21 protein-coding genes and 2 pseudogenes are annotated in these 26,934 nt (G+C 46.0%); 20 read left to right on the top strand and 3 right to left on the bottom strand.

What is annotated here, in order from left to right:
• Positions 1-19: 19 nt before the first annotated feature.
• The 6 genes from arcC to BLO31_RS17705 all read left to right on the top strand — a co-directional run bounded on the left by arcC (position 20) and on the right by BLO31_RS17705 (position 6,547).
• Positions 20-931 (top strand): carbamate kinase, encoded by a 912-nt coding sequence (arcC, locus tag BLO31_RS17680; RefSeq protein ID WP_070969833.1) that lies wholly within the window; start codon positions 20-22, stop codon positions 929-931.
• A gap of 87 nt (positions 932-1,018) precedes the next feature.
• Positions 1,019-2,029: an ornithine carbamoyltransferase gene (locus BLO31_RS17685; RefSeq protein WP_070969836.1), complete on the top strand. Its 1,011-nt coding sequence runs from the start codon at positions 1,019-1,021 to the stop codon at positions 2,027-2,029.
• Between the two features lie 429 nt (positions 2,030-2,458).
• Complete coding sequence (gene pyrB, locus BLO31_RS17690) at positions 2,459-3,388, top strand: aspartate carbamoyltransferase (RefSeq protein WP_070969839.1); 930 nt, start codon at positions 2,459-2,461, stop codon at positions 3,386-3,388.
• A gap of 18 nt (positions 3,389-3,406) precedes the next feature.
• The gene (gene pyrI, locus BLO31_RS17695; protein WP_070969842.1) at positions 3,407-3,871 is read left to right on the top strand and encodes an aspartate carbamoyltransferase regulatory subunit; all 465 of its coding nucleotides are present in this window, start codon (positions 3,407-3,409) and stop codon (positions 3,869-3,871) included.
• Between the two features lie 303 nt (positions 3,872-4,174).
• Positions 4,175-4,663 carry an arginine repressor gene (locus BLO31_RS17700; protein WP_070969845.1) on the top strand — a complete coding sequence of 163 codons (489 nt, stop codon included), beginning with the start codon at positions 4,175-4,177 and terminating at the stop codon, positions 4,661-4,663.
• 117 nt (positions 4,664-4,780) lie between these two features.
• A complete protein-coding gene (locus BLO31_RS17705) occupies positions 4,781-6,547 on the top strand; it encodes a protein-disulfide reductase DsbD (protein WP_070969848.1) in 1,767 nt (588 codons plus the stop codon).
• A gap of 33 nt (positions 6,548-6,580) precedes the next feature.
• On the opposite strand, the gene BLO31_RS17710 is transcribed toward BLO31_RS17705, so the two are convergent.
• Positions 6,581-7,042 (bottom strand): OsmC family protein, encoded by a 462-nt coding sequence (locus BLO31_RS17710; RefSeq protein WP_070969852.1) that lies wholly within the window; start codon positions 7,040-7,042, stop codon positions 6,581-6,583.
• Between the two features lie 102 nt (positions 7,043-7,144).
• Between BLO31_RS17710 and BLO31_RS17715 the strand changes: the two genes are divergently transcribed.
• From BLO31_RS17715 to BLO31_RS17735, 5 genes are all read left to right on the top strand, one after another.
• On the top strand, positions 7,145-8,041 hold the full coding sequence (locus BLO31_RS17715) for a LysR family transcriptional regulator (RefSeq protein ID WP_070969855.1): 897 nt from the start codon (positions 7,145-7,147) through the stop codon (positions 8,039-8,041).
• Between the two features lie 154 nt (positions 8,042-8,195).
• Entirely contained in the window at positions 8,196-8,831 is a 636-nt protein-coding gene (locus tag BLO31_RS17720) for a response regulator transcription factor (protein WP_070969859.1), read from the top strand.
• A 312-nt stretch (positions 8,832-9,143) separates the two neighbouring features.
• Positions 9,144-9,407 carry a DUF4212 domain-containing protein gene (locus BLO31_RS17725; RefSeq protein ID WP_070969862.1) on the top strand — a complete coding sequence of 88 codons (264 nt, stop codon included), beginning with the start codon at positions 9,144-9,146 and terminating at the stop codon, positions 9,405-9,407.
• Positions 9,408-9,419: 12 nt separating this feature from the next.
• The gene (locus tag BLO31_RS17730) at positions 9,420-11,147 is read left to right on the top strand and encodes a sodium:solute symporter family protein (protein WP_070969864.1); all 1,728 of its coding nucleotides are present in this window, start codon (positions 9,420-9,422) and stop codon (positions 11,145-11,147) included.
• A gap of 147 nt (positions 11,148-11,294) precedes the next feature.
• Positions 11,295-11,777, top strand: coding sequence for a hypothetical protein (locus tag BLO31_RS17735; protein ID WP_070969868.1), 483 nt, complete (start codon positions 11,295-11,297; stop codon positions 11,775-11,777).
• A 54-nt stretch (positions 11,778-11,831) separates the two neighbouring features.
• On the opposite strand, the gene BLO31_RS17740 is transcribed toward BLO31_RS17735, so the two are convergent.
• Entirely contained in the window at positions 11,832-15,263 is a 3,432-nt protein-coding gene (locus BLO31_RS17740) for a NahK/ErcS family hybrid sensor histidine kinase/response regulator (protein WP_070969871.1), read from the bottom strand.
• An 84-nt stretch (positions 15,264-15,347) separates the two neighbouring features.
• Positions 15,348-16,525: pseudogene (locus BLO31_RS17745) on the bottom strand (3-phenylpropionate MFS transporter).
• A gap of 230 nt (positions 16,526-16,755) precedes the next feature.
• On the opposite strand from BLO31_RS17745, the gene BLO31_RS17750 reads away from it, so the two are divergent.
• The 9 genes and pseudogenes from BLO31_RS17750 (at position 16,756) to fis (ending at position 26,463) form a co-directional block, all read left to right on the top strand.
• Positions 16,756-18,582: a DUF294 nucleotidyltransferase-like domain-containing protein gene (locus BLO31_RS17750; protein ID WP_070969947.1), complete on the top strand. Its 1,827-nt coding sequence runs from the start codon at positions 16,756-16,758 to the stop codon at positions 18,580-18,582.
• A gap of 29 nt (positions 18,583-18,611) precedes the next feature.
• The gene (locus tag BLO31_RS17755; protein WP_070969874.1) at positions 18,612-19,244 is read left to right on the top strand and encodes a 3'-5' exonuclease; all 633 of its coding nucleotides are present in this window, start codon (positions 18,612-18,614) and stop codon (positions 19,242-19,244) included.
• 176 nt (positions 19,245-19,420) lie between these two features.
• Positions 19,421-21,369: pseudogene (acs, locus tag BLO31_RS17760) on the top strand (acetate--CoA ligase).
• Between the two features lie 300 nt (positions 21,370-21,669).
• Complete coding sequence (aroQ, locus tag BLO31_RS17765; protein ID WP_070969877.1) at positions 21,670-22,119, top strand: type II 3-dehydroquinate dehydratase; 450 nt, start codon at positions 21,670-21,672, stop codon at positions 22,117-22,119.
• Between the two features lie 61 nt (positions 22,120-22,180).
• Positions 22,181-22,651 carry an acetyl-CoA carboxylase biotin carboxyl carrier protein gene (accB, locus tag BLO31_RS17770; RefSeq protein WP_070969881.1) on the top strand — a complete coding sequence of 157 codons (471 nt, stop codon included), beginning with the start codon at positions 22,181-22,183 and terminating at the stop codon, positions 22,649-22,651.
• A gap of 15 nt (positions 22,652-22,666) precedes the next feature.
• Positions 22,667-24,010: an acetyl-CoA carboxylase biotin carboxylase subunit gene (accC, locus tag BLO31_RS17775; protein ID WP_070969884.1), complete on the top strand. Its 1,344-nt coding sequence runs from the start codon at positions 22,667-22,669 to the stop codon at positions 24,008-24,010.
• A gap of 138 nt (positions 24,011-24,148) precedes the next feature.
• A complete protein-coding gene (gene prmA, locus BLO31_RS17780) occupies positions 24,149-25,036 on the top strand; it encodes a 50S ribosomal protein L11 methyltransferase (RefSeq protein WP_070969887.1) in 888 nt (295 codons plus the stop codon).
• A 139-nt stretch (positions 25,037-25,175) separates the two neighbouring features.
• Complete coding sequence (dusB, locus tag BLO31_RS17785; RefSeq protein ID WP_070969951.1) at positions 25,176-26,147, top strand: tRNA dihydrouridine synthase DusB; 972 nt, start codon at positions 25,176-25,178, stop codon at positions 26,145-26,147.
• A gap of 19 nt (positions 26,148-26,166) precedes the next feature.
• On the top strand, positions 26,167-26,463 hold the full coding sequence (gene fis / locus BLO31_RS17790; protein WP_000462885.1) for a DNA-binding transcriptional regulator Fis: 297 nt from the start codon (positions 26,167-26,169) through the stop codon (positions 26,461-26,463).
• The last annotated feature ends 471 nt before the right edge of the window (positions 26,464-26,934 follow it).

The raw sequence follows: 26,934 nt of genomic DNA on the forward strand, positions 1-26,934 counted from the left end.
TGATAAAGAGATTCGAGTTATGACAAAACAAACTGTTGTTGTAGCCCTAGGTGGAAATGCACTACTGCGTCGCGGCGAGCCATTAGAAGCAGAAGTACAACGCCAGAACATTGAGATTGCAGTAAGAACCATCTCGGAGATTGCTAAAGATTACAACGTGGTACTGGTTCACGGTAACGGCCCCCAAGTCGGTCTTCTGGCCCTACAAGGCCTAGAGTACAAAAAAGTCAGTCCATACCCGCTAGACGTATTGGGTAGCGAAACTCAAGGTATGATTGGATACATGCTGATGCAAGAGTTTAAGAATCAGATCCCTTCTGCCAATGTCACTTGTATGTTGACTCAGATGACGGTTGATCCTGAAGATCCTGCGTTTGCGGATCCTACAAAACCGATCGGCCCGATCTACGAAGAAGCAGAAGCTCGTGAAATGGCAGAGAAATATCAGTGGACCATCAAACCAGATGGCAAACATTTCCGCCGAGTCGTACCTAGCCCACAACCAACTGGGATCATCGAACACGAAGCGATTACTAAGCTCATCGACGAAGGGCACCTTGTGATCTGTACTGGCGGTGGCGGTATTCCCGTGAAACGTGAGGGTGGAAAATTGGTCGGTGTTGAAGCAGTGATAGACAAAGACATGTCTGCGGCTTTCCTTGCCAAGCAACTGGATGCCGACGCGCTGCTTATCCTTACCGATGCAGATGCAGTGTATCTAGACTGGGGAACCCCAACTCAACACGCATTGAGAAGTACAACCCCTAGCGAATTAGCCAACTACGAGTTTGATGCGGGCTCGATGGGGCCAAAGATCGAAGCGTCCTGCGAGTTTATTCGACAAGGTGGAAAGCTTGTGGGTATCGGTGCTTTAGAAGATGGTTTACGCATTCTTCAAGGCCAAGCTGGTACTAACATCACCAAAGGTTAACTCATCTATACCAATTAACTATTTCAGCGCTTTCTTACCTCTTTTTCCCTGCAAATAAGAAGGCGCTAATCAAAAGAGGAAAATAACATGGCTTTTAATCTACGTAACCGTAACTTCCTAAAACTATTAGACTTTACTCCTCGTGAAATTCAACACTTGTTGGATTTATCTGCCGAGCTGAAAAAAGCAAAATACAACGGCTATGAGCAGCCAAGATTGAAAGGCAAAAACATTGCCCTAATTTTCGAAAAAACCTCAACTCGTACGCGCTGTGCATTTGAAGTGGCAGCCTTTGACCAAGGAGCATTGGTCTCTTACTTAGGCCCTTCTGGCTCTCAAATTGGTCACAAAGAGTCAATGAAAGACACTGCTCGCGTTCTCGGCCGCATGTACGATGGCATCGAATACCGCGGATTTGGTCAAGAGATTGTCGAAGAGCTAGGCGCATACGCTGGCGTTCCAGTGTGGAATGGCTTGACCGACGAGTTCCACCCAACACAAATCCTTGCTGACTTCCTAACCATGATGGAACACGGTCGCGGTAAACAGCTTCACGAGATGAAGTTTGCTTATCTAGGTGATGCTCGCAACAACATGGGTAACTCACTAATGGTTGGCGCAGCGAAAATGGGTATGGATATCCGCTTAGTAGCTCCAAAACAGTTCTGGCCTGAAGAAGAACTTGTCAGTCAGTGCCGCGAAATCGCAGCGAGCACTGGTGCAAAAATTACGCTAACCGAAGACGTTCAAGAAGGCGTTCAAGGTTGTGACTACCTATACACCGATGTGTGGGTATCGATGGGTGAAGCAAAAGAAGCGTGGGCTGAGCGCATTAATCTCATGCTTCCTTACCAAGTAAATATGGAAATGATTAAGGCCACTGGCAACCCGCATGTGAAATTCATGCACTGCCTACCAGCATTCCACGGTGAAGACACTACGGTAGGTAAGCAGTTGGCACAAGAGTACCCTGTACTGAAAGACGGTTGTGAAGTAACGGATGAAGTCGTGGAGTCTGAGCACTCAATTGTCTTCGACGAAGCGGAAAACCGCATGCACACCATTAAAGCTGTGATGGTAGCAACACTCGGTGATTAATCACCAATGAATGTGATTCTCACCTCTCGGGATCACGCAGGGAAATGCGGGTGGCATTTTGAGTTTAACTTCGATGGACTCGGAATAAAGCCCGCATTTTTTTTCACCTGAACATTGCCGATTTTAGAGCGAGAGCCGTTTAACAAAAGTGTCGCTAACTGTTGTTAAATAACAGTAATTTTGCATAAATATCCAATTTGTGGATAGTTTTCTAAAACGGTTGAAAGGCGTAAATTTGTCCGTATAATCCTCCGCAATTTGTCTACAGAGAAGAGAAAATGAATCAGCAATCTTGCTTATCTCACCGCGCAACATGTCGCTTCAAACAAGCGTCATCTTCGCCGTTATTCTTCTCAATTGATCCCAATTCAAGCCTCCTATTTTTAGGGGGCTTTTTTTTGCCTTTACACTGACGAGGATAGAAACGTTATGGCGCATTCGTTGTTTAACAAGCACATTATCTCCATTCCTGAACTAAGCCGTGAAGAACTTGAGCTTATCGTCGAAACTGCTGCTCGCCTGAAAGCGGAGCCAAATCCAGAGCTACTTAAAAACAAAGTAGTGGCGAGCTGTTTCTTCGAGCCTTCGACGCGTACCCGTTTGTCGTTTGAAACAGCGGTTCAACGCTTAGGCGGTACCGTTATCGGATTTGACAATGGTGGCAACACTTCCTTGGCCAAAAAAGGAGAAACGCTGGCTGACTCTGTTCAAGTTATCTCTTCTTATGTGGATGCGTTTGTGATGCGCCACCCACAAGAAGGCGCAGCGAGACTGGCCTCAGAGTTCTCAAACGGCGTGCCTGTGGTCAATGGCGGCGACGGAGCGAATCAGCATCCAACTCAAACTCTGCTCGACTTGTTCTCTATCTACGAAACGCAAAAGACACTAGACAACCTGAACGTTGCCTTTGTCGGTGACTTAAAATACGGACGCACTGTCCACTCTTTGACTCAAGCGCTAGCCAAGTTTAACAACCCGCGTTTCTTCTTTATCGCTCCCGACGCACTAGCCATGCCTGAATACATCTGTGAAGAACTTGAAGAGGCAGGAATCCCTTATTCTTGCCACAACAATATTGAAGAAGTCACACCAGAACTTGATATCCTTTATATGACGCGAGTACAGAAAGAGCGTTTTGACGAATCTGAATATGCCCATATGAAATCGGCCTATATCCTAACGGCAGCAACGTTGACTGAGGCAAGAGACAACTTAAAAGTGTTGCACCCACTGCCACGTGTCGACGAAATAACCACTGATGTGGATAAAACCCCATACGCTTACTATTTTGAGCAAGCCGAAAATGGCGTATATGCACGCGAAGCGCTACTCGCTCTAGTTTTAAACCAAAGCCTATAAATTGCAGGAGACGTTATCATGGTAAAAGAGACACAACTACAGGTAGAAGCAATCCGCAATGGCACGGTGATCGACCATATTCCAGCCAACATGGGGATTAAGATCCTTAAGCTCTTCCGTATGCACAAAAGCGAGCAACGAATCACAATGGGCTTAAATCTGCCTTCTTCGGCACTAGGTACGAAAGATCTAATTAAAATCGAAAATCTGTATCTCACTGAAGAGCAAGCCAACCAATTGGCCCTCTACGCTCCCAACGCAACCGTAAATCAAATCACCGAGTACAAGGTCGCTGACAAGCTTACCCTAGAGCTCCCTGAGGTCATTGAAGGCGTTTTTGCCTGCCCTAATAGCAACTGTATTTCTCACGGTGAACCAGTGGAAAGTAAATTTAGAGTCATTGTCAAAAATGGCGTAATTCAGCTCAAATGCTTCTACTGTGAAAAAGTATTCTCTCGTGAAATTATGACTGAAATCCGCTAGTCACTCTGGGGTGGTGAGCGCGCCACCCTATCTTCCTCAAATCTTTGGATATTTATTCTATTCGACGGATATACAATCAATATTCAGAATAAAACACCATATAATCAGTTATAAAATGGATTATTATTTGGTGATCCGATTCAAAACGCCTTACAAATTTTACTGATATACTTACATTTATAAAAATTAGACACACTTGTGTGCAAAATGTGAGCGCTCAACAAAGGCGACTTTCCAGGGGTTGGGAAGGTCTTGTAAATGCAGGGAAAGATCGTATCCAGACGCTTAATGTAAGGAGTTCCCGTGAGCGAAACTCTACAAAACAATCGTATAACCGAATCAGAAGATAAAACTCTTACTGCGGCTTGCAAACGTCTTCTTCAAAAGCAAAGTTTTGCTACTCAAAATGAGCTGCGCGAAGCGCTCATCGAAATCGGCTTTACTGGGATCAGTCAGTCCACGGTTTCTCGTTTGCTATCTCAGCTTGGCGTGGTAAAAGTGCAGAATGCATGCGGTAAAAAAGTGTACTGCATCACTGTAGAGAGTGCCCCAGTGCGAGTGGAATCCTCTATCGCTTCTCAGATAGAGTTTATTACCCACAACCAATCAACCGTGGTGGTAAAAACGCATCCGGGAAGTGCTCAACTGGTCGCTAGATTAGTCGACATCGACCCACATACCGAGATACTCGGTACTGTTGGCGGAAATGATACCGTTCTGATCATTCCAAAAGATGTTTCCAATATCGACGCCTGTGAACGCATTGTTCGCACTCGCCTAGGGGTGGGTTAAACACTGAGCCTGTCGCTTAAGCGACAGGCTTTTTTGTCTCTCCGTTGAAACTTCTTGCCGACATTCCCTGTCTGATTGAGTTACCATAAGCGATAAAATCATCAAGTGTTTCAAATCATGCGTATTCTAGCTTCACTATTACTCTTGCTAACTTTTTTGGTCTCCATGCCTAGCATGGCGCTTTTTGACAATAACAATACGCTCGATGCACTCTCAAACAATAGTAATACCTTTGTTCCGGTCGGTGAGGCATTTCCGTTTAATTACTATCAAGACAGCAACGCGATCAACATCGATTGGCAGGTAAAATCTGAGTATTACTTGTATCAAGAACGCATCTCAATCAGCGGGGAAAACGTTACTGTCAGCGGCGTAGAAATGCGAGATGGCGAACCCTACACTGATCAGTTTTTCGGTGATGTTCACATATACACTTCACCACTGTTTGCCAAAGTAACACTAGAAAACTTTAAAGATGGGGCAACGCTGATTGTTCAGTATCAAGGATGTGCTAAAGCGGGATTCTGTTATCCCCCCGAAACTCGAATCGTTGAACTGCAACCCTTTAATGCGTCTAGTGACACTTCAAAACCATCGGCCAATAACACCGCTGAAAATGGCACCTTTGATTCTCAAGACGCTTCGCTGGCAAGTAAGTTAGCTGACAATTGGTGGACCCCTATCCTTTTCCTTGCGCTGGGTATCGGGCTCGCCTTCACACCTTGTGTCCTCCCAATGTACCCGATTTTAACCTCGATTGTTTTAGGTAGCGGTAAGCTAAACACCAAGCGCGCTCTTGGATTGTCATTCTTGTATGTACAGGGAATGGCGCTCACTTACACCTTACTTGGATTAATCGTGGCTTCTGCGGGTCTGCAGTTTCAAGCTGCAATGCAACACCCCTACGTACTTATAGGCTTAAGTCTCTTATTTGTGGCTCTCGCAATGTCCATGTTTGGGGTATACACCATACAGTTACCCGCAGCGGCCCAAACTTGGCTTAACAATTTAAGCAACAAGCAAACTGGTGGCAGTAGTGTCGGCGTTTTTGCAATGGGTGCCATCTCGGGATTAGTTTGCTCTCCCTGTACAACAGCCCCTCTCTCTGGTGCTCTGCTTTATGTCGCCCAAAGCGGCGATTTACTCACTGGTGCTGCAACACTCTACGCCCTAGCGATAGGGATGGGGATCCCACTGATAATTGTGGCGGTATTTGGCAATAAACTGCTGCCAAAAGCGGGAAGCTGGATGGACAAAGTAAAAACCCTATTTGGCTTTGTCCTACTGGCCGCACCCATCTTCTTATTAGAGCGTATCTTACCGGAATTTTGGTCGAGCATACTGTGGTCGATACTAGGGATTTTGGCGTTTGGCTGGCTGTACCATAGTAAAAACAGTTTGCCATTTGGCGGTTGGAAGCAAAGCGCGCTTGGGATCATCGCCGTTCTGGGGCTTTTTGCCTCAAGCCAGCCTCTTCTAAACCTTTGGTTTGCACCCCAGCAAGAGACAGCCGAATCCAAAATATCCTTTGTTTACATAGAAACCGTCAGCGAACTTGAGCAGCAACTTCAACTGGCCAAACTCTCTGGAAAGCCAGTAATGCTCGACTTCTATGCCGATTGGTGTGTGGCGTGTAAAGAGTTTGAAAAATACACTTTCCACCAAGCCAATGTCGAACAAAAGCTTTCGTCATTCGTGCTTATTCAAGCGGATGTCACCAAGAACCGTCCTCAGGATATCGAGCTTCTTCAATCGTTAAATGTGCTAGGGCTTCCTACCATAGAGTTTTGGGATGCGTCAGGCCAACATATTCCAACCGCTCGAATCACTGGATTTATGCCCGCCGAGCCGTTTCTTGCACATCTTCAACAAGTGCACCCTTAATGATTTAAAGGCCGGTAGTTACCGGCCTTTATACTATCGTTCAATCGTAATTTTACAGTTGACTGAGCGCGCTAAAAAGCAACTTTCATGTGCTTTATGGTGAAGCGAATCTAGCACTTGGCTAAGATCTGCAACATCGCCAACAACGGTTACTTTCGGTTTTAAAAACACTTCTGCCATCACCAAATCACCTTTTTCATTCGCCGCCAATACTCCGCGTGCTTCATCCTGATAATGGTCGACGACTAAACCAGCTTTTGCTGCAAATTGTAAAAAGAACAGCATATGACAGCTCGATAGTGAGACGACAAAAGCTTCTTCTGGATCGATACAGGTTTCATCTGAATAAGGTGCCGGAACAACAGAAGGGGAAGGAGAGGCATCCATAGTCACACCCCCATCAAAAGTCCACTGATGAACGCGACTGTAGCGGCCATCAATAAACGCCTCATTTTCCGATCTCTTCCAATTAACGGTTGCTAGGTGTACTGACATAACGTCTCCTTTTATAGATTTTGTGGCAATTATCTGGCCTTTACCTATCGAGAGTGAAGCGATAATGTATCAATCTGTTTTGAAAATAATTCACATCAAAGTATGAAAAATCATCATACCCTTAGCCTTTTACAAACGTTTGTCATCGTCGCTGAGGAGAAAAACCTCAGTCGTACGAGTGATATCCTGCACATTACTCCCAGTGCCGTTAGCCACCAAATGAAGCGTCTTGAGCAGCAACTCTCAGTCAAGCTTATCGAACGAAAATCTAAGGGGATAGAACTAACAAAAGCGGGTTCTCAACTATATGAGAGAGTAAAAAAGGGAATGAGTTTAATCAATTCAGGCCTGACAGAGGTAAGTACATCAACACTTACGCCGTTTGTCATCGCCGCTATCCCAAGTTTTGTAGACTTGGTTTTACTTCCCAACATCGATTCACTCAAAGCGCATTTCACAAATCAGGCGATAGAAATTATCGCTCTCGATAAAATTGCTGATTTCAATAACTCTCATATCGATTGTCATATCCATTTTGGCGATGGGCAATATTCAGGAGCCAGAGCAAAGCATATTTGTGATGAGTGGGTATACCCAGCGGGACCCGCGTCTCTTAGTTTAGAAAGTAGTGAGATTGAACAATTACTCACATCATACCCTTTAATTGAATACCGTGGTAACGTTGAAGATCAGCCAGGAGCGCCAAATTGGCGCCAATGGATGTCGCAGCGGGGCTATTCACTAAGCCAATACACGGTTTCACTCATCATGAACAATGTTGCCATGACAATGGAAGCGGCAAAGCAGATGCAAGGCCTCTTTCTCGCTCGCCACCAGTTGTGCTCAAAGCACTTAGGACCATCATTAGTTGCGCTAACTGAAGACAAAACCAAAACCGCATTTAGTTATTTCCTCGCCGCCACGGAAGATGCTTGGCAAGATGAAAAGCTTCTCAAGCTTTATGCTTGGTTGCTCACTGTTACAGAGCCAAATCGATAGTGTTTTAATTGTAAAAAGGTATCGATTAACATTTCCTGACGAGAAAGGCTTAAGAAAGTCGATGCGCATCAGACTTTTAGCGGGTAAACATTGTCCAGATGACGAAAGGTGACAATAATTAATTTAACTTCGTAGTAACAAAGCGCTAATCGTCATGGACTCGACTTACACAATTATCATCGCTGATGATCATCCACTGTTCCGCAATGCCCTTTTTCAATCGGTGCACATGGCGATCAGTGGTGCAAATTTGCTTGAAGCAGATTCATTAGATGCCCTGCTTGCTTTGCTTGCCAAAGAAGAAGAGCCCGATTTACTGCTACTGGATTTAAAAATGCCGGGAGCCAATGGTATGTCTGGTTTGATCCAATTGAGAGCAGAGCACCCAGACCTTCCGATTGTCGTCGTTTCTGCCAGTGAAGAACCTTCGGTAGTCACCCAAGTGAAGAGTCATGGCGCTTTTGGATTTATCCCCAAATCGAGCGATATGAGAGAACTGGTCAACGCCCTCAATCAAGTATTAAATGGCGACCCGTTTTTTCCAGAAGGCTCATTGACTGAAAATGCCGCTTGCAACGATTTAGCCGATAAGTTGGCGACCTTAACTCCTCAGCAATACAAGGTACTCGGCATGCTTTCCGATGGTCTGCTAAATAAGCAAATCGCCTATGAGTTAAATGTTTCAGAAGCGACAATTAAAGCGCATATGACCGCTATCTTTCGCAAACTAGGAGTTAAAAACCGAACTCAAGCGGTGATCCTTCTCCAGCAGCTCGAAGCGGAATCTTAAACCGAATCGTCACTCTCCCTCTCTCCATCATTGTTTAGTGTCACGGGTATGCACTGCATACCCCTTGACCTTGTTAGATTCAGATCGCGATCCAGCGATAAAACACTCTTCAACGACAAAACCGTGTTAGACCTTTGGCTAATTTAACATCCGGTTAACATCACATTTTCCATACTAAACGCATTGCATTGCCCATTTTTAGGGCTCTAAAACCATTTAGCGCCCCGACTAAAGTTGAAAAGAGTTCTTGCCTTACCCTTGCTATTGTAAATCGTGAAACATATTTTTAACAACCAACGTAAGGAGACGGCAATGGCGTTTGAAAGTCAGGAACGTGCCAAAGCCTATTGGGACAAGAACGTAAAACTGATGATCAACTTAATGGTCGTCTGGTTCGTTGTATCTTTCGGCTGCGGTATCTTATTCGTAGATGTACTCAATGAATTTCAAATCGGCGGCTACAAGCTTGGTTTCTGGTTTGCACAACAAGGCTCAATCTATACCTTCCTAGGTATTATTTTCTACTACGCGTGGAAAATGAGACAGATTGACCGCGAATTTAACGTTGACGAGTAAGGAGCTGGTCAGATGGATTTGAAAACGATTACGTATCTCGTTGTAGGCGCAACCTTTATTCTTTATATCGGTATTGCGATCTGGGCTCGCGCGGGGTCAACAAAAGAGTTTTACGTTGCCGGTGGTGGTGTAAACCCTATCGCTAACGGTATGGCAACGGCTGCGGACTGGATGTCGGCTGCTTCATTTATTTCGATGGCAGGTCTGATTGCCTTTATGGGATACGGCGGTTCCGTCTTCCTTATGGGTTGGACGGGTGGCTACGTTCTTCTCGCACTACTCTTAGCACCTTACCTTCGCAAATTTGGTAAATTTACCGTTCCAGAATTTGTTGGCGAACGCTTCTACTCTAACGCTGCGCGAATTGTAGCGGTAGTGTGTTTGATCATCGCATCGGTAACTTACGTTATCGGTCAGATGAAAGGGGTTGGTGTTGCATTTGGTCGCTTCCTAGAAGTTGATTACGCAACAGGTCTTGGTATCGGTATGTGTATCGTATTCATCTACGCCGTTATGGGCGGGATGAAAGGCATTACCTATACGCAGATAGCACAATACTGTGTACTCATTCTTGCATACACTATTCCAGCAGTATTTATCTCTCTGCAGTTGACAGGTAACCCACTTCCACAGATTGGTCTAGGTAGTACCATGACTGGAACCGACGTCTATCTACTCGATCGGCTCGATCAAGTGGTGACCGAACTCGGATTTACCGAATATACCACCCAAGTGCGGGGCGACACTCTCAACATGTTTGTGTACACCATGTCACTGATGATCGGTACTGCGGGTCTGCCACACGTTATTATCCGTTTCTTCACTGTACCTAAAGTACGCGACGCTCGTACCTCGGCAGGTTGGGCACTACTGTTTATTGCGATTCTTTACACTACTGCACCTGCTGTAGCGGCGATGGCTCGTCTAAACCTGATGGATACAGTAAATCCAGCACCGGGCCAAAACTTGGCTTACGATGAGCGTCCAGCTTGGTTCAAGAACTGGGAAACAACAGGGCTACTAGGCTTTGAAGACAAAAATGGCGATGGTGAAATCCAGTACACCTCAAGCAAAGAAACCAACGAACTACGCGTTGACCGTGACATCATGGTACTCGCTAACCCAGAGATCGCTAAACTGCCTAACTGGGTCATCGCTCTAGTTGCAGCCGGTGGTCTGGCAGCCGCGCTATCCACGGCAGCAGGTTTATTGTTGGCGATATCCTCCGCCATATCCCATGACTTAATTAAAGGGGTAATAAACCCGAATATATCCGAGAAGAAAGAGCTGCTCGCCAGCCGGATAGCCATGGCGGTCGCCATTGCGGTAGCTGGGTATCTGGGGCTGAATCCACCAGGTTTCGCCGCCGGTACGGTAGCACTGGCCTTTGGTCTCGCGGCGTCCTCTATCTTCCCGGCTCTGATGATGGGTATCTTCAGTAAGAGTATTAACAAAGAAGGTGCTATCGCAGGTATGATCGCGGGTATTAGTATCACCCTATTCTACGTATTCCAACACAAAGGCATCCTGTTTATTGCCGACTGGAAATACCTAGAAAGCTGGGGTAGCAACTGGTTCCTAGGTATTGAGCCAAACGCGTTTGGTGCAATTGGTGCTCTGTTCAACTTTATCGTGGCGTTCGCAGTATCTCGTGTAACGGCTGAAACACCACAAGAAGTGAAAGATCTGGTGGAACACGTACGCGTTCCAGCTGGTGCGGGTGAAGCTCAGTCACACTAATCACATCTCTTGATCACAAAGCCCCTTCGGGGGCTTTTTTCTTCACCATTATTCGTTATCTTAATTACCTATACCTAAGTGACTTTCATCTGCGAGGTGGCTTAGGTATAGAAAATAAAAAATGAAAGTCGTTGCAAGGAAGCCCCTATGTTCAAAAATAAGCATTTTATCATTGCTTTATTGGTTGCCCCCATTCTCTCTATCATCGCTTACTTTGGCACTGATATGGCGGTCAGCGAAAAACCTCACGCTGCAAAAGAAGGTGGAACTTACAAACTGGTCTCTAAATCGAACTGTCGCTACACCAGCGGGCTGTGTGATATGGAAAATGGCGACTTCAAGATTAAATTCCGTTCTGAGAGTCTGACAAACAGCCAGCTTGAACTCAGTTTAACCTCCGCCATTCCTCTGCAAGGCATTGCCGTTTCTCTAGCCGACTCCATGGACGAGAGCAACACCCCCACTAGCATGGAAATGGTTGATGACTCTCCTCAAAAGTGGCGTGTCGTTCTAGAAGCGCCTAAGTCTGACCAAACATGGCTAAGAGTTGTGGTTCAATCTCAGGGGACCACCTACTATGGCGACACTCAAACCAAATTTGTGGTTTATGAAACACTGACCAATAACTAAGCCCAGAATTGAAAAGAGGAAGCTGTGCTTCCTCTTTTTTATGGCTGTAACAATTTAGTTTGCCCTATTCAGAATGGCTCTGAGCTTGAGCGGTTTAACCGGCTTGGGAATAAAACTAAAACCATTGGACTCAATACCGTCCATCATATCTGGGGTTCGGTCTGCACTGATAATGACACCAATAAAACTATCGCCCAAACGCAATTTGCACTGCTGTAACACCTCCAAGCCCGTGCGCCCGTTATCCAGTCGATAGTCTGACAAAATGACGTCCGGTACCCAATTTTCATCGATGCACTTCAAGCTGTTAACTATGTCCTGCGCTGTGCGTACATTACACCCCCAGCGCGCCAAAAGCTGTTCCATTCCAATCAGAATTTCAGGTTCATTATCAACACACAGTACATTGAGATGACTTAAGCTAGAGACGTTTGCACTTTCAGTGACCACTGTAGGTTTAGACGCCTCTGCCGCTCGTGGCAAAGCGATAGAAAAAACACTGCCCCTTCCCGGCCACGAGCGCATCGAGATTTCGTGGCCCAGTACGTGAGCAATGCCTTTGGATATGGCAAGTCCCAATCCCAAACCTTGATCTGAACGGACTTGACTGGCTCGGGTAAACTCTTCAAAGATTTCCTGCTGCTTATCTTCATCGATACCCATACCATTGTCCCAAACATCGATCCGGACCTGACCTCGATGACGACGCACTCCGAGAATCACTTTGCCGTTAGGGCTATATCGAAATGCATTGGTTAGAAAGTTCTGAACCACGCGGCGCAGTAATTTTGGATCAGACTTAACCAATAACTCAGACGGCATCATACTGAAGTCGATACCCTGTTGTTTACCCAAAGCACTGAACTCCGCATTGAGGTTGTTGAGCACCTCCTTGACCGCAAAGCTTTGAACATTGACATCGAGCTTACCAGACTCCAATCGAGAAATATCGAGCAAGTCGCCTATCAACTCTTCAGCCGCCCCCAGCGCACTTTCGATATGATGGGAAAGGTCTTTTGTTTCTTTGTCTACCGCCACCTCTGACAGTGAAGAAGCAAACAAACGCGCCGCATTAAGAGGCTGCATAAGATCGTGGCTCACTGCGGCAAGAAAACGCGATTTGGACTGAGATTCTTGTTCACTGCGTTGAGTAGCGCTCACCAACTGTTTGTTGAGTTTTTCGAGCTCTTGAGTACGAACTTTCACCCGTTCTTCTAAGGTTTCATTAGCTTCTTTTAGGGCTTGTTCGGCATCTCTAAACACCGTGATATCAGTGAAACTCATCACGAAACCACCGCCCGGCATGGGGTTGCCTTGTACCTCAATCACGCGACCATCGGGGCGAACACGAGAAGAGGTATGGCGACTGCCTTGCTCTAAGTGGAAGATTCGACGACGTACGTGATCTTCTGGATCTCCCGGACCACAGAGCCCTTGCTCAGCATTGTGACGAATCACATCGGCAATGGGACGCCCAACCTGAATAAGGCCGGCAGGAAAAGTAAAGAGCTCCAAATATCGTTGGTTCCAAGCCACCAGTCTGAGTTGTTTATCAACCACCGCAATGCCTTGTCCAATATGTTCTATTGCCCCTTGCAGCAAGCCACGGCTGAAATCGTATAGTTCCGACGCTTCGTCCACGATAGTCGCCACTTCTTCCAACTGCATGTTTCGACCTTGCAGTGCTGAAGTTAAAACCAGCTTAGCCGACGATGCACCAAACACGCCAGCGAGTACCCTTTCCGTGTGACGAATCAAGGTAGAGGGAGCCTGTTGATTGGGCAATAGTGTTTCCCTTTGCTGACCCCAATACTGATGAAAGGCACTTCTCACCCGAGTTCGACCAACAAAACGGGAGGCTAACATCTCCAGCTCACCCACCGTCACTCGGCTCTGATACAAGCTCATATTTTCGCTTTCTGGAAGTGGCGTGCCCACAAATGAAGCGGATTGTAATCGCTCGCTAAGACTAGCGCGAGTGAGTAGCGAAACAACGACATAACACAAGGTGTTGGCAGTCACACTGAGGATCATTCCCCAATCAGATCGCTGTATTCCCATGTCACCAAACCAATCTGGTGGCGTGATTATCCACAATAAAAAGTTGGTATCCGCATCACCGGCCAACATGTCGGTTTGGCTCATTAAGGTGATCAACCAGATGGTAAAGCCCAAGGCGAGCCCAACATATACTCCTTTGCGATTGCCCTGACGCCAGTACATGCCGCCCAATAGTGCAGGGGCAAACTGGGTAATAGCAGCAAAAGAGAGGAAGCCAATCGCCGAAAGAGAGTGAATGCTGTCTAATGCTTGATAGAAACCCCAAGCCCCTAATAACAAAAGTAATATAAGCGCACGGCGTATCACTAATAGAACACCGGAGAAGTGGCGATGATTTCTCTGGGACAACTTCATTCGCCGTAAAAGCAAAGGCATCACCAAGTCATTAGAAACCATAATAGCCAGTGCGATAGTCGATACGATAACCATACCACTTGCAGCCGATGTGCCGCCTAAAAAAGCGAGTAAAGCAATGTCCGATGCGCCCACTGACATTGGCAAACTGATCACGTAAGTATCTGGTGCAGCGCTGTCTAATAGGCTTTGCCCAACCCAAGCGATTGGCAGAACAAACAGCCCCATCAGAATTAAATAAAGCGGAAAAAGCCATCGAGCCGTGTGCAGATCTTGTGCTCGTTCATTCTCAACAACCATAGTGTGGAACTGTCTGGGCAGGCAGACAATCGCCATCATGGTCAAAAGGGTGTGTATAAACAGAGTGGGTAAATTGGGCGATTGATAGGTTTGCTTGGCGATATCAATCAAATGGACGTCAGGTCTGTTGATAGCGAGGTACAGTATAAAGAAGCCCACTACCAAAAAAGCCACCAGCTTAATCAAGGATTCAAAAGCGATAGCTTTCATCATACCTCGGTGGTGCTCAGTGTTATCAATATGGCGAGTACCAAACAACATGGTAAACACGGCTAAAGCCAATACCACAAACCAAGAAGCATCTAACTCTTGTGCACCGAGTTGACTGGGCAGATCAGGAGCGATGATCTCCAATCCCATAGTGATACCGCGAAGCTGCAAAGCGATATAAGGCAAAATACCCACGACAGCGATTAAAGTGACAACGACAGCGAGGCCCTGAGACTTGCCGTAACGCGCAGCAATAAAGTCAGCAATAGAAGTAATATGCTCGCGCTTAGCCACTAAAATTAACCGAGCTAAGATCCGCCATCCAAAGGTAAAGACAATAATAGGGGCGAGGTATATGGGTAGGAAGGACCAAGGGTTTGAACTCGCTTGGCCAACCGTGCCGTAGAAGGTCCATGAAGTACAATAAACCGCAATGGAAAGGCTATAAATCCACGGTCGCCACTTCGCTAACCAGTTCTGTTGACGGTCGCCGTACCAAGCAATTAGAAACAGTATCACCAGATACGTAAGCGATACGGGAATGACAATCCATCCTTGCATTTATCTTCCTTCCATAAAAAACTTCTTCCGTGTGGAAGAAGTTTTATTTAACTAAGGATTAACAATAAGCTCAAATGGTTAAAGTTAATTCTGTGGTTTAGGCTCCGCTTTCAATTCCGGCGTTTCATCTTTCGAATCCACCTTGATCAACAAGCTAAACCGCCCATCAATGCCATTGCCCAGAATACATTTGCACCCCAATTTTCGTAGCCCCAGCCACTTAGAGTGGTCATTAAAGCGATAAATGCCCCTAACGGAATAGCGTTGTACAAGGCTTGAAGTGCAACCACTTTGTTCGGCTCAGAGTTTTGAATGTATTGAATCGCAGCAATGTGTGCCATAGCAAATGTCACACCGTGCAGTAATTGAACTAATACCAAACCTATCACTGCTGTCGTCGAAGCGGTAATCCCCCAGCGAACCAATACACCCAGTGCGGCAATCGCAAACAGTGTCCGAATACTCCATCCAGAAAATAGGCGGCCACTAAGGGCAAACACGCCGACTTCGGCAATAACACCTAAGCTCCAAAGGTAGCCAATAATCGCTTCTGAATGTCCAGCTTCTTTCCAATATATGGCGCTAAAGCTGTAGTAAGCCGCATGGCTACCCTGAATCAATGCCACTAATACAAGGAACTTGATAACGGGCAGCTCTTTTAACAACTCAATGAGTTTAGGGCGCTCTGTATGTTCTTCGGTCTGCGATACGGGCATTGGGTTGACGTTGCGCAAACTCAATATCAGAGAGGCAATCAAGCCAGCAAGCGCCGTGTATACGATCATATCGCTGCCATACTCCGCGACTAAATAACCCACTACGGTTGAGCCAGCAATAAAGGCAATCGAGCCCCATAATCGCGTTTTACCGTAATCGAGCATTTTTAATCGCGAATAGTGGTTTGTCATCGCGTCCGATAAAGGTACTACTGGACCACAAGCCAAGTTAAACAACACACTGGCGACGGCTAACATCCAGAAGTTACCACCGGTAAATAAGTGGAAGAAGATAAAGATCAGAGACGCAACACTTAGCCAGCGCAGAGCGGGAATTAAGTGCTCCACTTTGTGGATCCTTGGAGTAATCACCATATTTGCCACACATCGCGTCGCAAAAGAGATACCCATTAACAGACCAATATCGGTTGCGGATACACCTTGGCCTTCAAACCAAAGTGCCCAAAATGGCAAATAAACGCCATATGTGAAGAAAAAACCTACGAAATACTGAGATATCCAGCCGTAAGGGGAAGGAGACAACATCGATCAGCCTTAATACCATTGGGGAACATGGGCGCATTATGCTCCCATCTCCATAAGATAAAAAGGGAATATTCGGAAACTAACTATTTCCTGTATTTCTCACTCGTTTACAGTATGAAGGCATCACAAATCAAACTGAGATGATTTGCCAATTCGACCAAAGTCGTCTGGAGGTTAGCGAAAAATTTGTCACACTTGCTTTAAGTGAAACAGTGAAGTGCGAGCCTACTATGCCAGATAAATTCAATATGCAGTCTCCTCCCTTTGACCGGTTGGACAAAAACCAGCAGGAACGGTTGCGCACTTCACTTGACGTCGCTTACTTTCGCGAAAAAGAACCCCTGCTGCAAACAGGCAAAGAGAGTCAACATCTTCACATTTTAATCAAAGGCGCTGTAGAGGAGCGTAGTGCTGATGGCAAAGAGGTTTTCGCCCATTACGCCAATGATGATCTTTTCGATGTGCGCTCCCTCTTTGAAGGAAGCTGTAAGCACCATTATGTGGCTTTAGAAGACACCTTATCCTATTTACTGCCAAAACAGATCTTTCTCGATATCTACAATGAAAATGGCCAATTTGCCGCCTACTTCGACAATAACCTAGCCAAAAGACAAGCGCTAATCGATGCCGCTCAGCAGCAACAAAATCTTGCTGAGTTTATTTTAACCAAAGTAGATAGTGGTATTTATCACCCCCCTATGATCTTGTCGCCCAACCAGCCCATTAACGAAGTGACGGCGCAGCTAAAAAACAATGCGATTGATTCTGCGCTGGTTCGCCTCAACGACGATGATGAAAGGCTAAAAGACAAAGTTAATGAGTTACCCTACGCCATTGTTACTCGAACCAATATGCTCCACGCGGTCATGATCGATGGCTTCCCGCTCAATGCGCCCGTGGGAGACATCGCCACTTTTCCCGTCTTCCATGTCGATCAAGGAGATTTTCTGTTTAACGCAATGATCACTATGACCCGAAACCGTATGAAGCGGGTGATGGTATGCGATGGCAAAGAAGCAGTAGGCATGCTGGATATGACTCAGATTCTCAGTGCTTTCTCTACCCATTCTCACGTTTTGACCCTGAGCATAGCCAGAGCAAGTAGCATCGAAGAACTGGCCATGGCTTCTAACCGTCAGCGACAATTGGTGGAAAGTTTGCTCGCCAATGGAATACGAACCAGATTCATCATGGAGCTCATATCCGCGGTCAACGAACAGATCATAGAGAAAGCATTTGAATTAGTTGTTCCCCCTGCCCTTCACGATCACTGTTGTTTGATCGTTCTAGGCTCAGAAGGCCGCGGGGAGCAAATTTTAAAAACCGACCAAGACAATGCCTTGATCATCAAAGACGGTCTCCAGTGGTCTCAGTGCCAAACCATCATGGAAAGTTTTACCCAAACGCTGCTCAAGCTTGGCTACCCACTCTGCCCCGGAAATGTCATGGTAAACAACCCCAAGTGGGTGCACTCTCAAAGCGAATGGAAACAGATCATCAGTGGTTGGATACAGTCCGCCAAACCAGAAACCGCGATGGACTTAGCCATTGTTGCCGATGCTCACGCAGTGGCTGGAAACAAACAACTATTAGATCCGATTACCGAGCATCTCAGTAACCTGATGGAAAACAAAATGCTGGTGCTGCAAGAATTTACCCGACCCGCTTTGCAGTTCTCTATACCGCTGACCCTGTTTGGCAATGTCAAAAAGGACAAAGAAGGGCTAGATATAAAACGCGGTGGGATATTCCCGATTGTCCACGGTATTCGCGCGCTATCGTTAGAACATAGAATTGAAGAGAAAAACACGTTTGACCGAATCAATGCGCTCAACCGAAAAAGAATCTTAGAACCAGAGACCGCTGACAATTTAACGGAAGCTTTGAAGCTTTTCTTTAAACTTCGACTCGCCCAGCAGTTGTCCAATCAGCACTCTCACAATCGAATAGACACCTCTGAGCTAGAGCGTACCGAACGAGATCTGCTCCGTCACAGTCTTCACGTGGTGAAAAAGTTTAAGCAGTTTCTCGGCTATCATTATCAGATAAGGGACTAGCGCATCACTTACGCGATATAGGAAAAACTATGAACTGGTTACGTCGTAAATACTGGTACTACAAATTAAAAGGTTCGCCTTATCAGCCCCTTTTCGCCAAAGTTCAACGCGGGGAGTATGTCTCTCTTGATTGCGAAACTACCAGCCTAGACCCCAATCGCGCCGAGTTGGTTACGATTGCCGCCACCAAAATTATCGATAATCGCATCTTAACCAGTCAGCCGTTTGAAGTTCGCTTAAGAGCCCCTCAATCTCTTGATTCTGGCTCGATTAAAATTCACAAAATCCGCCATAAAGATCTCATAGATGGCATAGATGAAAAGCAAGCATTGATTGAACTTTTAGCCTTTATCGGCAACAGGCCACTGGTTGGTTATCACATCCGTTACGACAAGAAGATCCTCGATCTTGCCTGTCTAAAGCATCTGGGGTTTCCGTTGCCCAACCCGTTGATCGAAGTCAGTCAGATCTATCACGACAAGTTGGAAAAGCATTTACCCAACGCCTACTTCGACTTAAGTCTTGATGCAATCTGTCGCCACCTAGAGCTGCCACTACAAGACAAGCATGATGCTCTACAAGACGCCATCGCGGCCGCCTTAGTTTTTGTTAGATTAACCAAAGGCGACTTGCCGAAATTCCATGTTCCCTATTCACAATAGGATCTGGCTCTCACTTTCACCTTTAACTGACCAGAAACAAGCGAAGTTTCGCTCTCTCATCCTAAAGTCTAATTGTTTAAAACAGTGCAGTGAATGACAGTTATAAGCATATGGAATTTCCTTAGGCGCATTCGGCGCACAAACGGAAACTTGCTGAATTCACAAGGAGAGAAGCAATGAGTGAAGCCCACGTTTATCCGGTAAAAGAAAACATCAAAGCAAAAACACACGCGGATAATGACACTTACCTAGCCATGTATGAGCAATCTGTTAGCAACCCAGAAGCCTTTTGGGGTGAGCACGGGAAGATTGTTGATTGGATCAAGCCATTTACTCAAGTAAAGAGCACCTCTTTTGATACTGGTCATGTCGATATTCGTTGGTTTGAAGACGGTACATTAAACGTGTCGGAAAACTGTATTGACCGTCACCTCGCTGAGCGCGGTGATGAGGTGGCAATCATCTGGGAAGGAGATGACCCAGCCGACGACAAAACTCTTACGTTTAACGAGCTGCACAAAGAAGTGTGTCGTTTTTCTAACGCATTAAAAGAGCAAGGCGTACACAAAGGCGACGTCGTGTGTCTTTATATGCCAATGGTTCCAGAAGCAGCGGTTGCTATGCTGGCATGTACTCGCATCGGTGCTGTACACACCGTGGTATTTGGTGGATTTTCACCAGAAGCGCTCGCTGGCCGTATTATCGACTCAGATGCGAAAGTCGTCATCACTGCCGACGAAGGTGTTCGTGGTGGACGCGCTGTCCCTCTGAAGAAAAACGTGGACGAAGCCCTAACCAACCCTGAAGTGAAAACCATCGATAAAGTTATGGTGCTCAAGCGAACAGGTGGTGATGTTGAGTGGCATTCACATCGCGATGTGTGGTGGCACGAAGCGACAGCCAATGTTTCAGATAACTGCCCACCAGAAGAGATGAAAGCCGAAGACCCACTTTTCATTCTTTACACTTCAGCTCGACAGGCAAACCCAAAGGCGTATTGCACACTACTGGTGGTTACCTAGTCTACGCAACCATGACATTCAAGTACGTCTTTGATTACCAAGAAGGGGAAACCTTCTGGTGTACCGCTGACGTGGGTTGGATTACTGGCCATACTTACTTAATTTACGGACCACTTTCGAATGGCGCCAAAACCATCTTGTTTGAAGGCGTGCCAAACTACCCTAACACTAGCCGTATGAGTGAAGTGGTAGACAAACATCAAGTCAATATACTGTACACCGCACCGACGGCAATTCGCGCTTTGATGGCAAAAGGCAACGAAGCGGTTGAAGGTACGACACGTGATAGCTTGCGTATTATGGGCTCTGTTGGTGAACCAATTAACCCAGAAGCGTGGGAGTGGTATTACAAGACAATAGGAAACGAGAAGTCACCTATTGTTGATACATGGTGGCAAACAGAAACTGGCGGCATCTTGATTACACCACTACCAGGTGCAACCGAGCTAAAACCAGGCTCAGCTACACGCCCATTCTTTGGGGTTCAACCAGCACTGGTTGACAACATGGGTAACGTTATAGACGGCGCAACAGAGGGTAACTTAGTTATCCTAGATTCATGGCCGGGCCAAATGCGTACCGTTTACGGAGACCATGACCGCTTTGAGCAGACTTACTTCTCTACCTTTAAAGGAATGTACTTCACTGGCGATGGTGCAAGACGTGATGAAGACGGCTACTACTGGATCACGGGCCGTGTCGATGACGTGCTCAACGTTTCCGGTCACCGAATGGGGACAGCAGAAATCGAATCGGCACTAGTCGCACATGAGAAAATTGCAGAAGCGGCCATCGTTGGTATTCCTCACGATATTAAAGGGCAAGCTATTTATGCTTACATCACTCTTAATGATGGAGAGATCCCAAGTGCCGAGCTGCACAAAGAAGTGAAGAACTGGGTCCGTAAAGAAATCGGCCCAATTGCCACACCAGATGTGCTGCATTGGACAGACTCTCTACCTAAAACTCGTTCAGGTAAGATTATGCGCCGTATTCTCCGTAAGATTGCAACTGGCGACACCAGTAACCTTGGTGATACGTCAACATTGGCCGATCCTAGCGTCGTTGACAAGCTAATCGCAGAAAACGCTGAACTCGCTTAAATCTTATATTCCCTCTATAAGCTCAAAACCGTCACCTCGCGTGGCGGTTTTTCTTTAACTCCGCTCTGATTTTAACCATGTGAAGTGGAAGGTTAATCCCAATTTTGTTATCTATGTAACAATTATTCGTCATGAACCAAGGTGATTAGACCAGTAAATTGCTGCTAATTGTGGCGAATTGTCTATAATCTTGGTCAATTTAGTAAAATCGGCGAGAATTCTCACCTATAGTTCGTGCCTTTAAGGCAAGAATATAGGATGATTCCAGTTCATAACAATTAACGGGAAGTTATCGACACAATGGCTACAAGTTCACGCATTCTGATTCTAAATGGTCCAAATTTGAACCTTCTTGGTCTAAGAGAGCCGACTCATTACGGTTCGCAAACCCTTGACCAGATTGTTGAAAGCCTTGCCAAACAAGCAAAAAGTGCGAGTGTTGAGTTGGATCATCTACAATCGAATCGCGAATACGAACTGATTGAAGCCATTCACAATGCCCATGGCAACGTTGATTTCATTATTATCAATCCCGCCGCTTTTACTCATACTAGTGTGGCACTGCGCGATGCTTTGTTAGGCGTTGCTATTCCATTTATCGAAGTGCACTTATCGAATGTGCACGCACGAGAACCATTCCGTCACCACTCATACCTGTCAGATAAGGCACAAGGTGTGATTTGCGGATTGGGTGCCCAAGGTTACGATTTCGCTTTGTCTGCTGCGATAAAACAGTTGCAGGCCAAGTAAACACAGACACTCTGCAGTCCTTTGGGGCTGTCTTATTCACAAGATAAAAGAGAAAGAAAAGATGGATATCCGTAAAATTAAGAAGCTTATCGAGTTAGTAGAAGAGTCTGGCATTGCTGAGCTAGAAATTTCTGAAGGTGAAGAGTCGGTACGTATCAGCCGTAACGGGACTGCAGCACCAGCTCCTGTTCAGTATGCAGCGGCACCAGCGCCAGTAGCAGCACCGGCACCAGCGGCGGCACCTGCTCCAGCAGCGGCACCAGTTGCTGAAGCTGAGGCTCCAGTACCAGCGCCAGCGGGTCACCAAGTTCTTTCTCCAATGGTAGGTACTTTCTACCGTGCACCTAGCCCTGACGCGAAATCATTTATCGAAGTAGGTCAATCTGTAACTGCTGGCGAAACACTATGTATCGTTGAAGCGATGAAAATGATGAACCAAATTGAAGCGGACAAATCTGGTGTGGTTACCGCTATCCTAGTTGAAGACGGCCAACCAGTTGAATTCGACCAGCCACTTGTTGTTATCGAATAATAGAGGCCACTTCCTATGCTAGATAAATTAGTCATCGCGAACCGAGGTGAAATCGCACTTCGCATCCTTCGCGCATGTAAAGAGCTAGGGATCAAAACCGTTGCTGTTCACTCAACAGCAGACCGCGATCTAAAACACGTATTACTAGCAGATGAATCTATCTGTATTGGTCCAGCTCGTGGTATCGACAGCTACCTAAACATTCCTCGCATCATTTCTGCTGCAGAGGTAACTGGTGCGGTTGCTATCCACCCAGGTTATGGTTTCCTTTCTGAAAACGCCGACTTTGCCGAGCAAGTAGAGCGCAGTGGTTTTATCTTCGTTGGCCCTAAAGCAGACACTATCCGCATGATGGGCGACAAAGTCTCTGCTATTACGGCGATGAAAAAAGCCGGTGTACCTTGTGTACCAGGTTCTGACGGTCCTTTGGACGACGACGAATCTAAAAACAAAGCGCACGCGAAGCGCATTGGCTACCCAGTAATTATCAAAGCCTCTGGTGGTGGCGGTGGTCGCGGTATGCGTGTGGTACGCAGTGAAGGCGAGTTGGTTGAAGCCATCGCAATGACTCGCGCCGAAGCGAAAGCAGCCTTTAACAACGATATGGTTTACATGGAGAAATTCCTAGAGAACCCTCGTCACGTTGAAGTGCAGGTTATTGCCGACGGTCAAGGCAATGCCATTCACCTTGGTGAACGTGACTGCTCTATGCAGCGTCGTCACCAGAAAGTAGTGGAAGAAGCGCCAGCTCCGGGTATTACTGCGGAAATGCGTAAATACATCGGTGAACGTTGTACACGTGCGTGTATCGAAATTGGTTACCGCGGTGCAGGTACTTTCGAATTCCTATACGAAAACGGTGAGTTCTACTTTATCGAAATGAACACTCGTATTCAGGTAGAACACCCAGTAACAGAAATGGTAACTGGCGTCGATTTAATCAAAGAGCAGCTTCGCGTTGCAGCGGGTCAGCCTCTGTCTTACACGCAAGACGACATCAAGATCAGCGGTCACGCAATCGAATGTCGTATTAACGCGGAAGATCCGGTTAAATTCCTACCTTCTCCAGGTAAAATTGATCGCTTCCATGCTCCAGGTGGTATGGGGATCCGTTGGGAATCTCACATTTACACGGGTTACACAGTACCGCCACATTACGATTCAATGATCGGTAAGCTAATCACTTACGGTGAGAACCGCGATGTTGCTATTGCTCGCATGAAGAATGCTCTAAGTGAAATGATCGTTGAGGGGATTAAGACCAATGTTCCTCTTCAAGAGAGCATTATGAACGACGAAAACTTCCAACACGGTGGTGCTAACATTCACTACCTAGAGAAGAAGCTCGGCCTTCAATAACGCGAACAATTATGTCAAATGCCCACTTCGGTGGGCATTTTTGTTTTTGTCCCTTGAACGAATAATCGACAATATGTCGAAACGCATTGAGTTCTGCTACACTCTGCGCCAACTCAATCCTTATACAGAGCGAATACCATGCCTTGGATTCAAATTAAACTGAACGCGACCAACGAAAACGCCGAACAAATTGGCGATATGCTGATGGAAGATACTGGTGCTTTATCGGTGACTTTTCTCGATGCGCAAGACACACCTGTCTTCGAGCCTTTGCCTGGCGAAACACGTTTGTGGGGCGATACAGATATTCTCGCACTCTATGACGCTGAAGTGGATACAGAAACGACCTTGGCCCAAATCAAAGCCAGTGGCCTGCTGTCAGAGAATTTTGCTTACAAAGTAGAGCAGCTTGAAGACAAAGACTGGGAACGCGAATGGATGGATAACTTCCACCCGATGAAGTTCGGCGAACGTCTGTGGATTTGCCCAAGTTGGAGAGATATTCCTGAGCCAAATGCGGTCAACGTCATGCTCGATCCTGGCTTAGCTTTTGGTACTGGCACTCACCCGACAACAGCTTTGTGTCTAGAGTGGCTAGAAGGTATCGACCTATCAGGAAAAACCGTCATCGATTTTGGTTGTGGCTCTGGTATCCTCGCGATCGCAGCGATCAAACTGGGCGCGGAAAAAGTCATCGGGATCGACATCGATCCACAAGCGTTATTAGCCTCAAAAGACAACGCACAGCGCAACGGTGTTGAAGATCAATTGGAAGTTTACCTTCCTCAAGACCAGCCTGAAAATCTGACAGCGGATGTCGTTGTTGCCAACATTCTGGCAGGTCCACTTCGTGAACTTTCTTCCATTATTAAAGGATTGGTCAAAGAAAATGGACAGCTGGCTATGTCAGGTGTACTCGATACGCAAGCCGAAGATGTTGCAAACTATTATCGTGACGAACTTCACATAGATCCTATTATTGAGCAAAGCGAATGGTGTCGCATATCAGGTCTTAAGCAAGGCTAGATAAGAGTTTCAGCGCCAATTGCCTGAAAAACATGCAAATTCGCAAAACAATTTGTAAATGCTCAAATATTAGTCTTTTCACGAGCCAAAAAAATGCGTAAAATGCGCGCCCTTGCTGGTACAGAACTGTGAAGACGTTTTGAAAATAGGAAACTATCAACTTAAGAACAAATTAATCGTTGCTCCTATGGCTGGAGTTACTGATAGACCGTTCCGAGAGTTGTGCCTGCGCTATGGAGCAGGTATGGCAGTCAGTGAAATGATGTCATCCAATCCAAAGCTATGGAAAACGTCTAAGTCTCAACAGCGCATGGTACACGAAGGCGAATCGGGCATTCGCTCTGTACAGATTGCGGGTTCAGATCCACAGCTTATGGCCGATGCCGCTCAGTTCAGTGTTGAAAACGGTGCTCAAATCATCGATATCAACATGGGTTGCCCGGCAAAAAAAGTGAACAAAAAGCTGGCCGGTAGTGCTCTGCTGAAATATCCGGAGATTATTGAACCAATACTTCGTTCGGTTGTTGATGCGGTTAATGTTCCAGTAACATTAAAAACCCGGACAGGTTGGGATACAGAAAATAAAAACTGTGTCCAGATCGCTAAATTAGCCGAAGACTGCGGCATACAAGCACTAGCACTGCACGGCAGAACAAAAGCTTGTATGTACAAAGGTGAGGCCGAATATGACAGCATCAAAGCGGTTAAAAATGCCATTTCCATACCGGTTATCGCAAATGGTGATATCGATAGCCCGGAAAAGGCTAAATATGTACTGGAGTACACTGGTGCAGACGCTTTGATGATTGGTCGTCCCGCCCAAGGACGTCCTTGGATTTTTGAAGAAATCCATCACTATTTGGAAAACGGCACCACGATGTCCAAACGACCTGTTGAGGAAGTGAAAGATATCATGCTTGGACATGTTCAAGCCCTCCATCAATTTTATGGAGAGTATTTAGGGCCACGTATCGCACGTAAACACGTCGGTTGGTATCTAAAAGAGCATGAGCAAGCCAGTGAGTTTCGCCGTACCTTCAACGCGATTGACGCAGCAGAGCTGCAACTCGAAGCGTTAGAGGGTTATTTTGAAAACGTTGCAAATAATTAAGAGAAGAGCTAGACCGAATATGTTCGAACAAAATCTGACTTCAGAAGCGTTAACAGTAACAACCGTAACTTCACAAGACCAAATCACGCAAAAGCCATTGCGCGACTCTGTTAAGGCATCTCTTAAAAACTACTTGGCTCAATTAAACGGCCAAGAAGTCACTGAGCTATATGAATTAGTTCTAGCTGAAGTTGAACAGCCACTACTAGACACCATCATGCAGTACACTCGCGGTAACCAAACTCGCGCAGCAACTATGATGGGTATCAACCGCGGTACTCTTCGCAAGAAACTTAAGAAATACGGCATGAACTAGAGGTTTATAGCTAACACACTGATATTAAAAAGGCTTTTCCTTATTGGTTGAGCCTTTTTTTATTTCAAACCCACAAATAAACCCACTTTCATGGTGTGAGTCCAGTTTCTAGCATTAGAAATAATCTTGCTAGCCTGTCTGTTTTGATAACCCTCTCTTTTTAAAATAAGCATTTGCTAATACAAAGGGTTTCAGCCCCTATTGAGTGCCAGTAAGAATCATTATGAAACCATTAATTGTACAGTGTTTTATTATTATTATGGTTTCTGAGAGCTAACGATAAACAGGCGGGCTAGAGTAACTATGCGGCTATACCTGCGAACCTGCCTTACCTGCGAAAAATAAAAAAATTATAAGTGATTAGTTATTTTGTGGATTTGGTTATAAGGGATTGGTATAATAAACAGGCAATCCGGCATGGTTGCACTTTCATCTAAATGCAAAAGTCCCGAGCAACTCCGTAGGCTTGGG

It is taken from the genome of Vibrio sonorensis (assembly GCF_001854765.1).
Classification (GTDB): Bacteria; Pseudomonadota; Gammaproteobacteria; order Enterobacterales; family Vibrionaceae; genus Vibrio; species Vibrio sonorensis.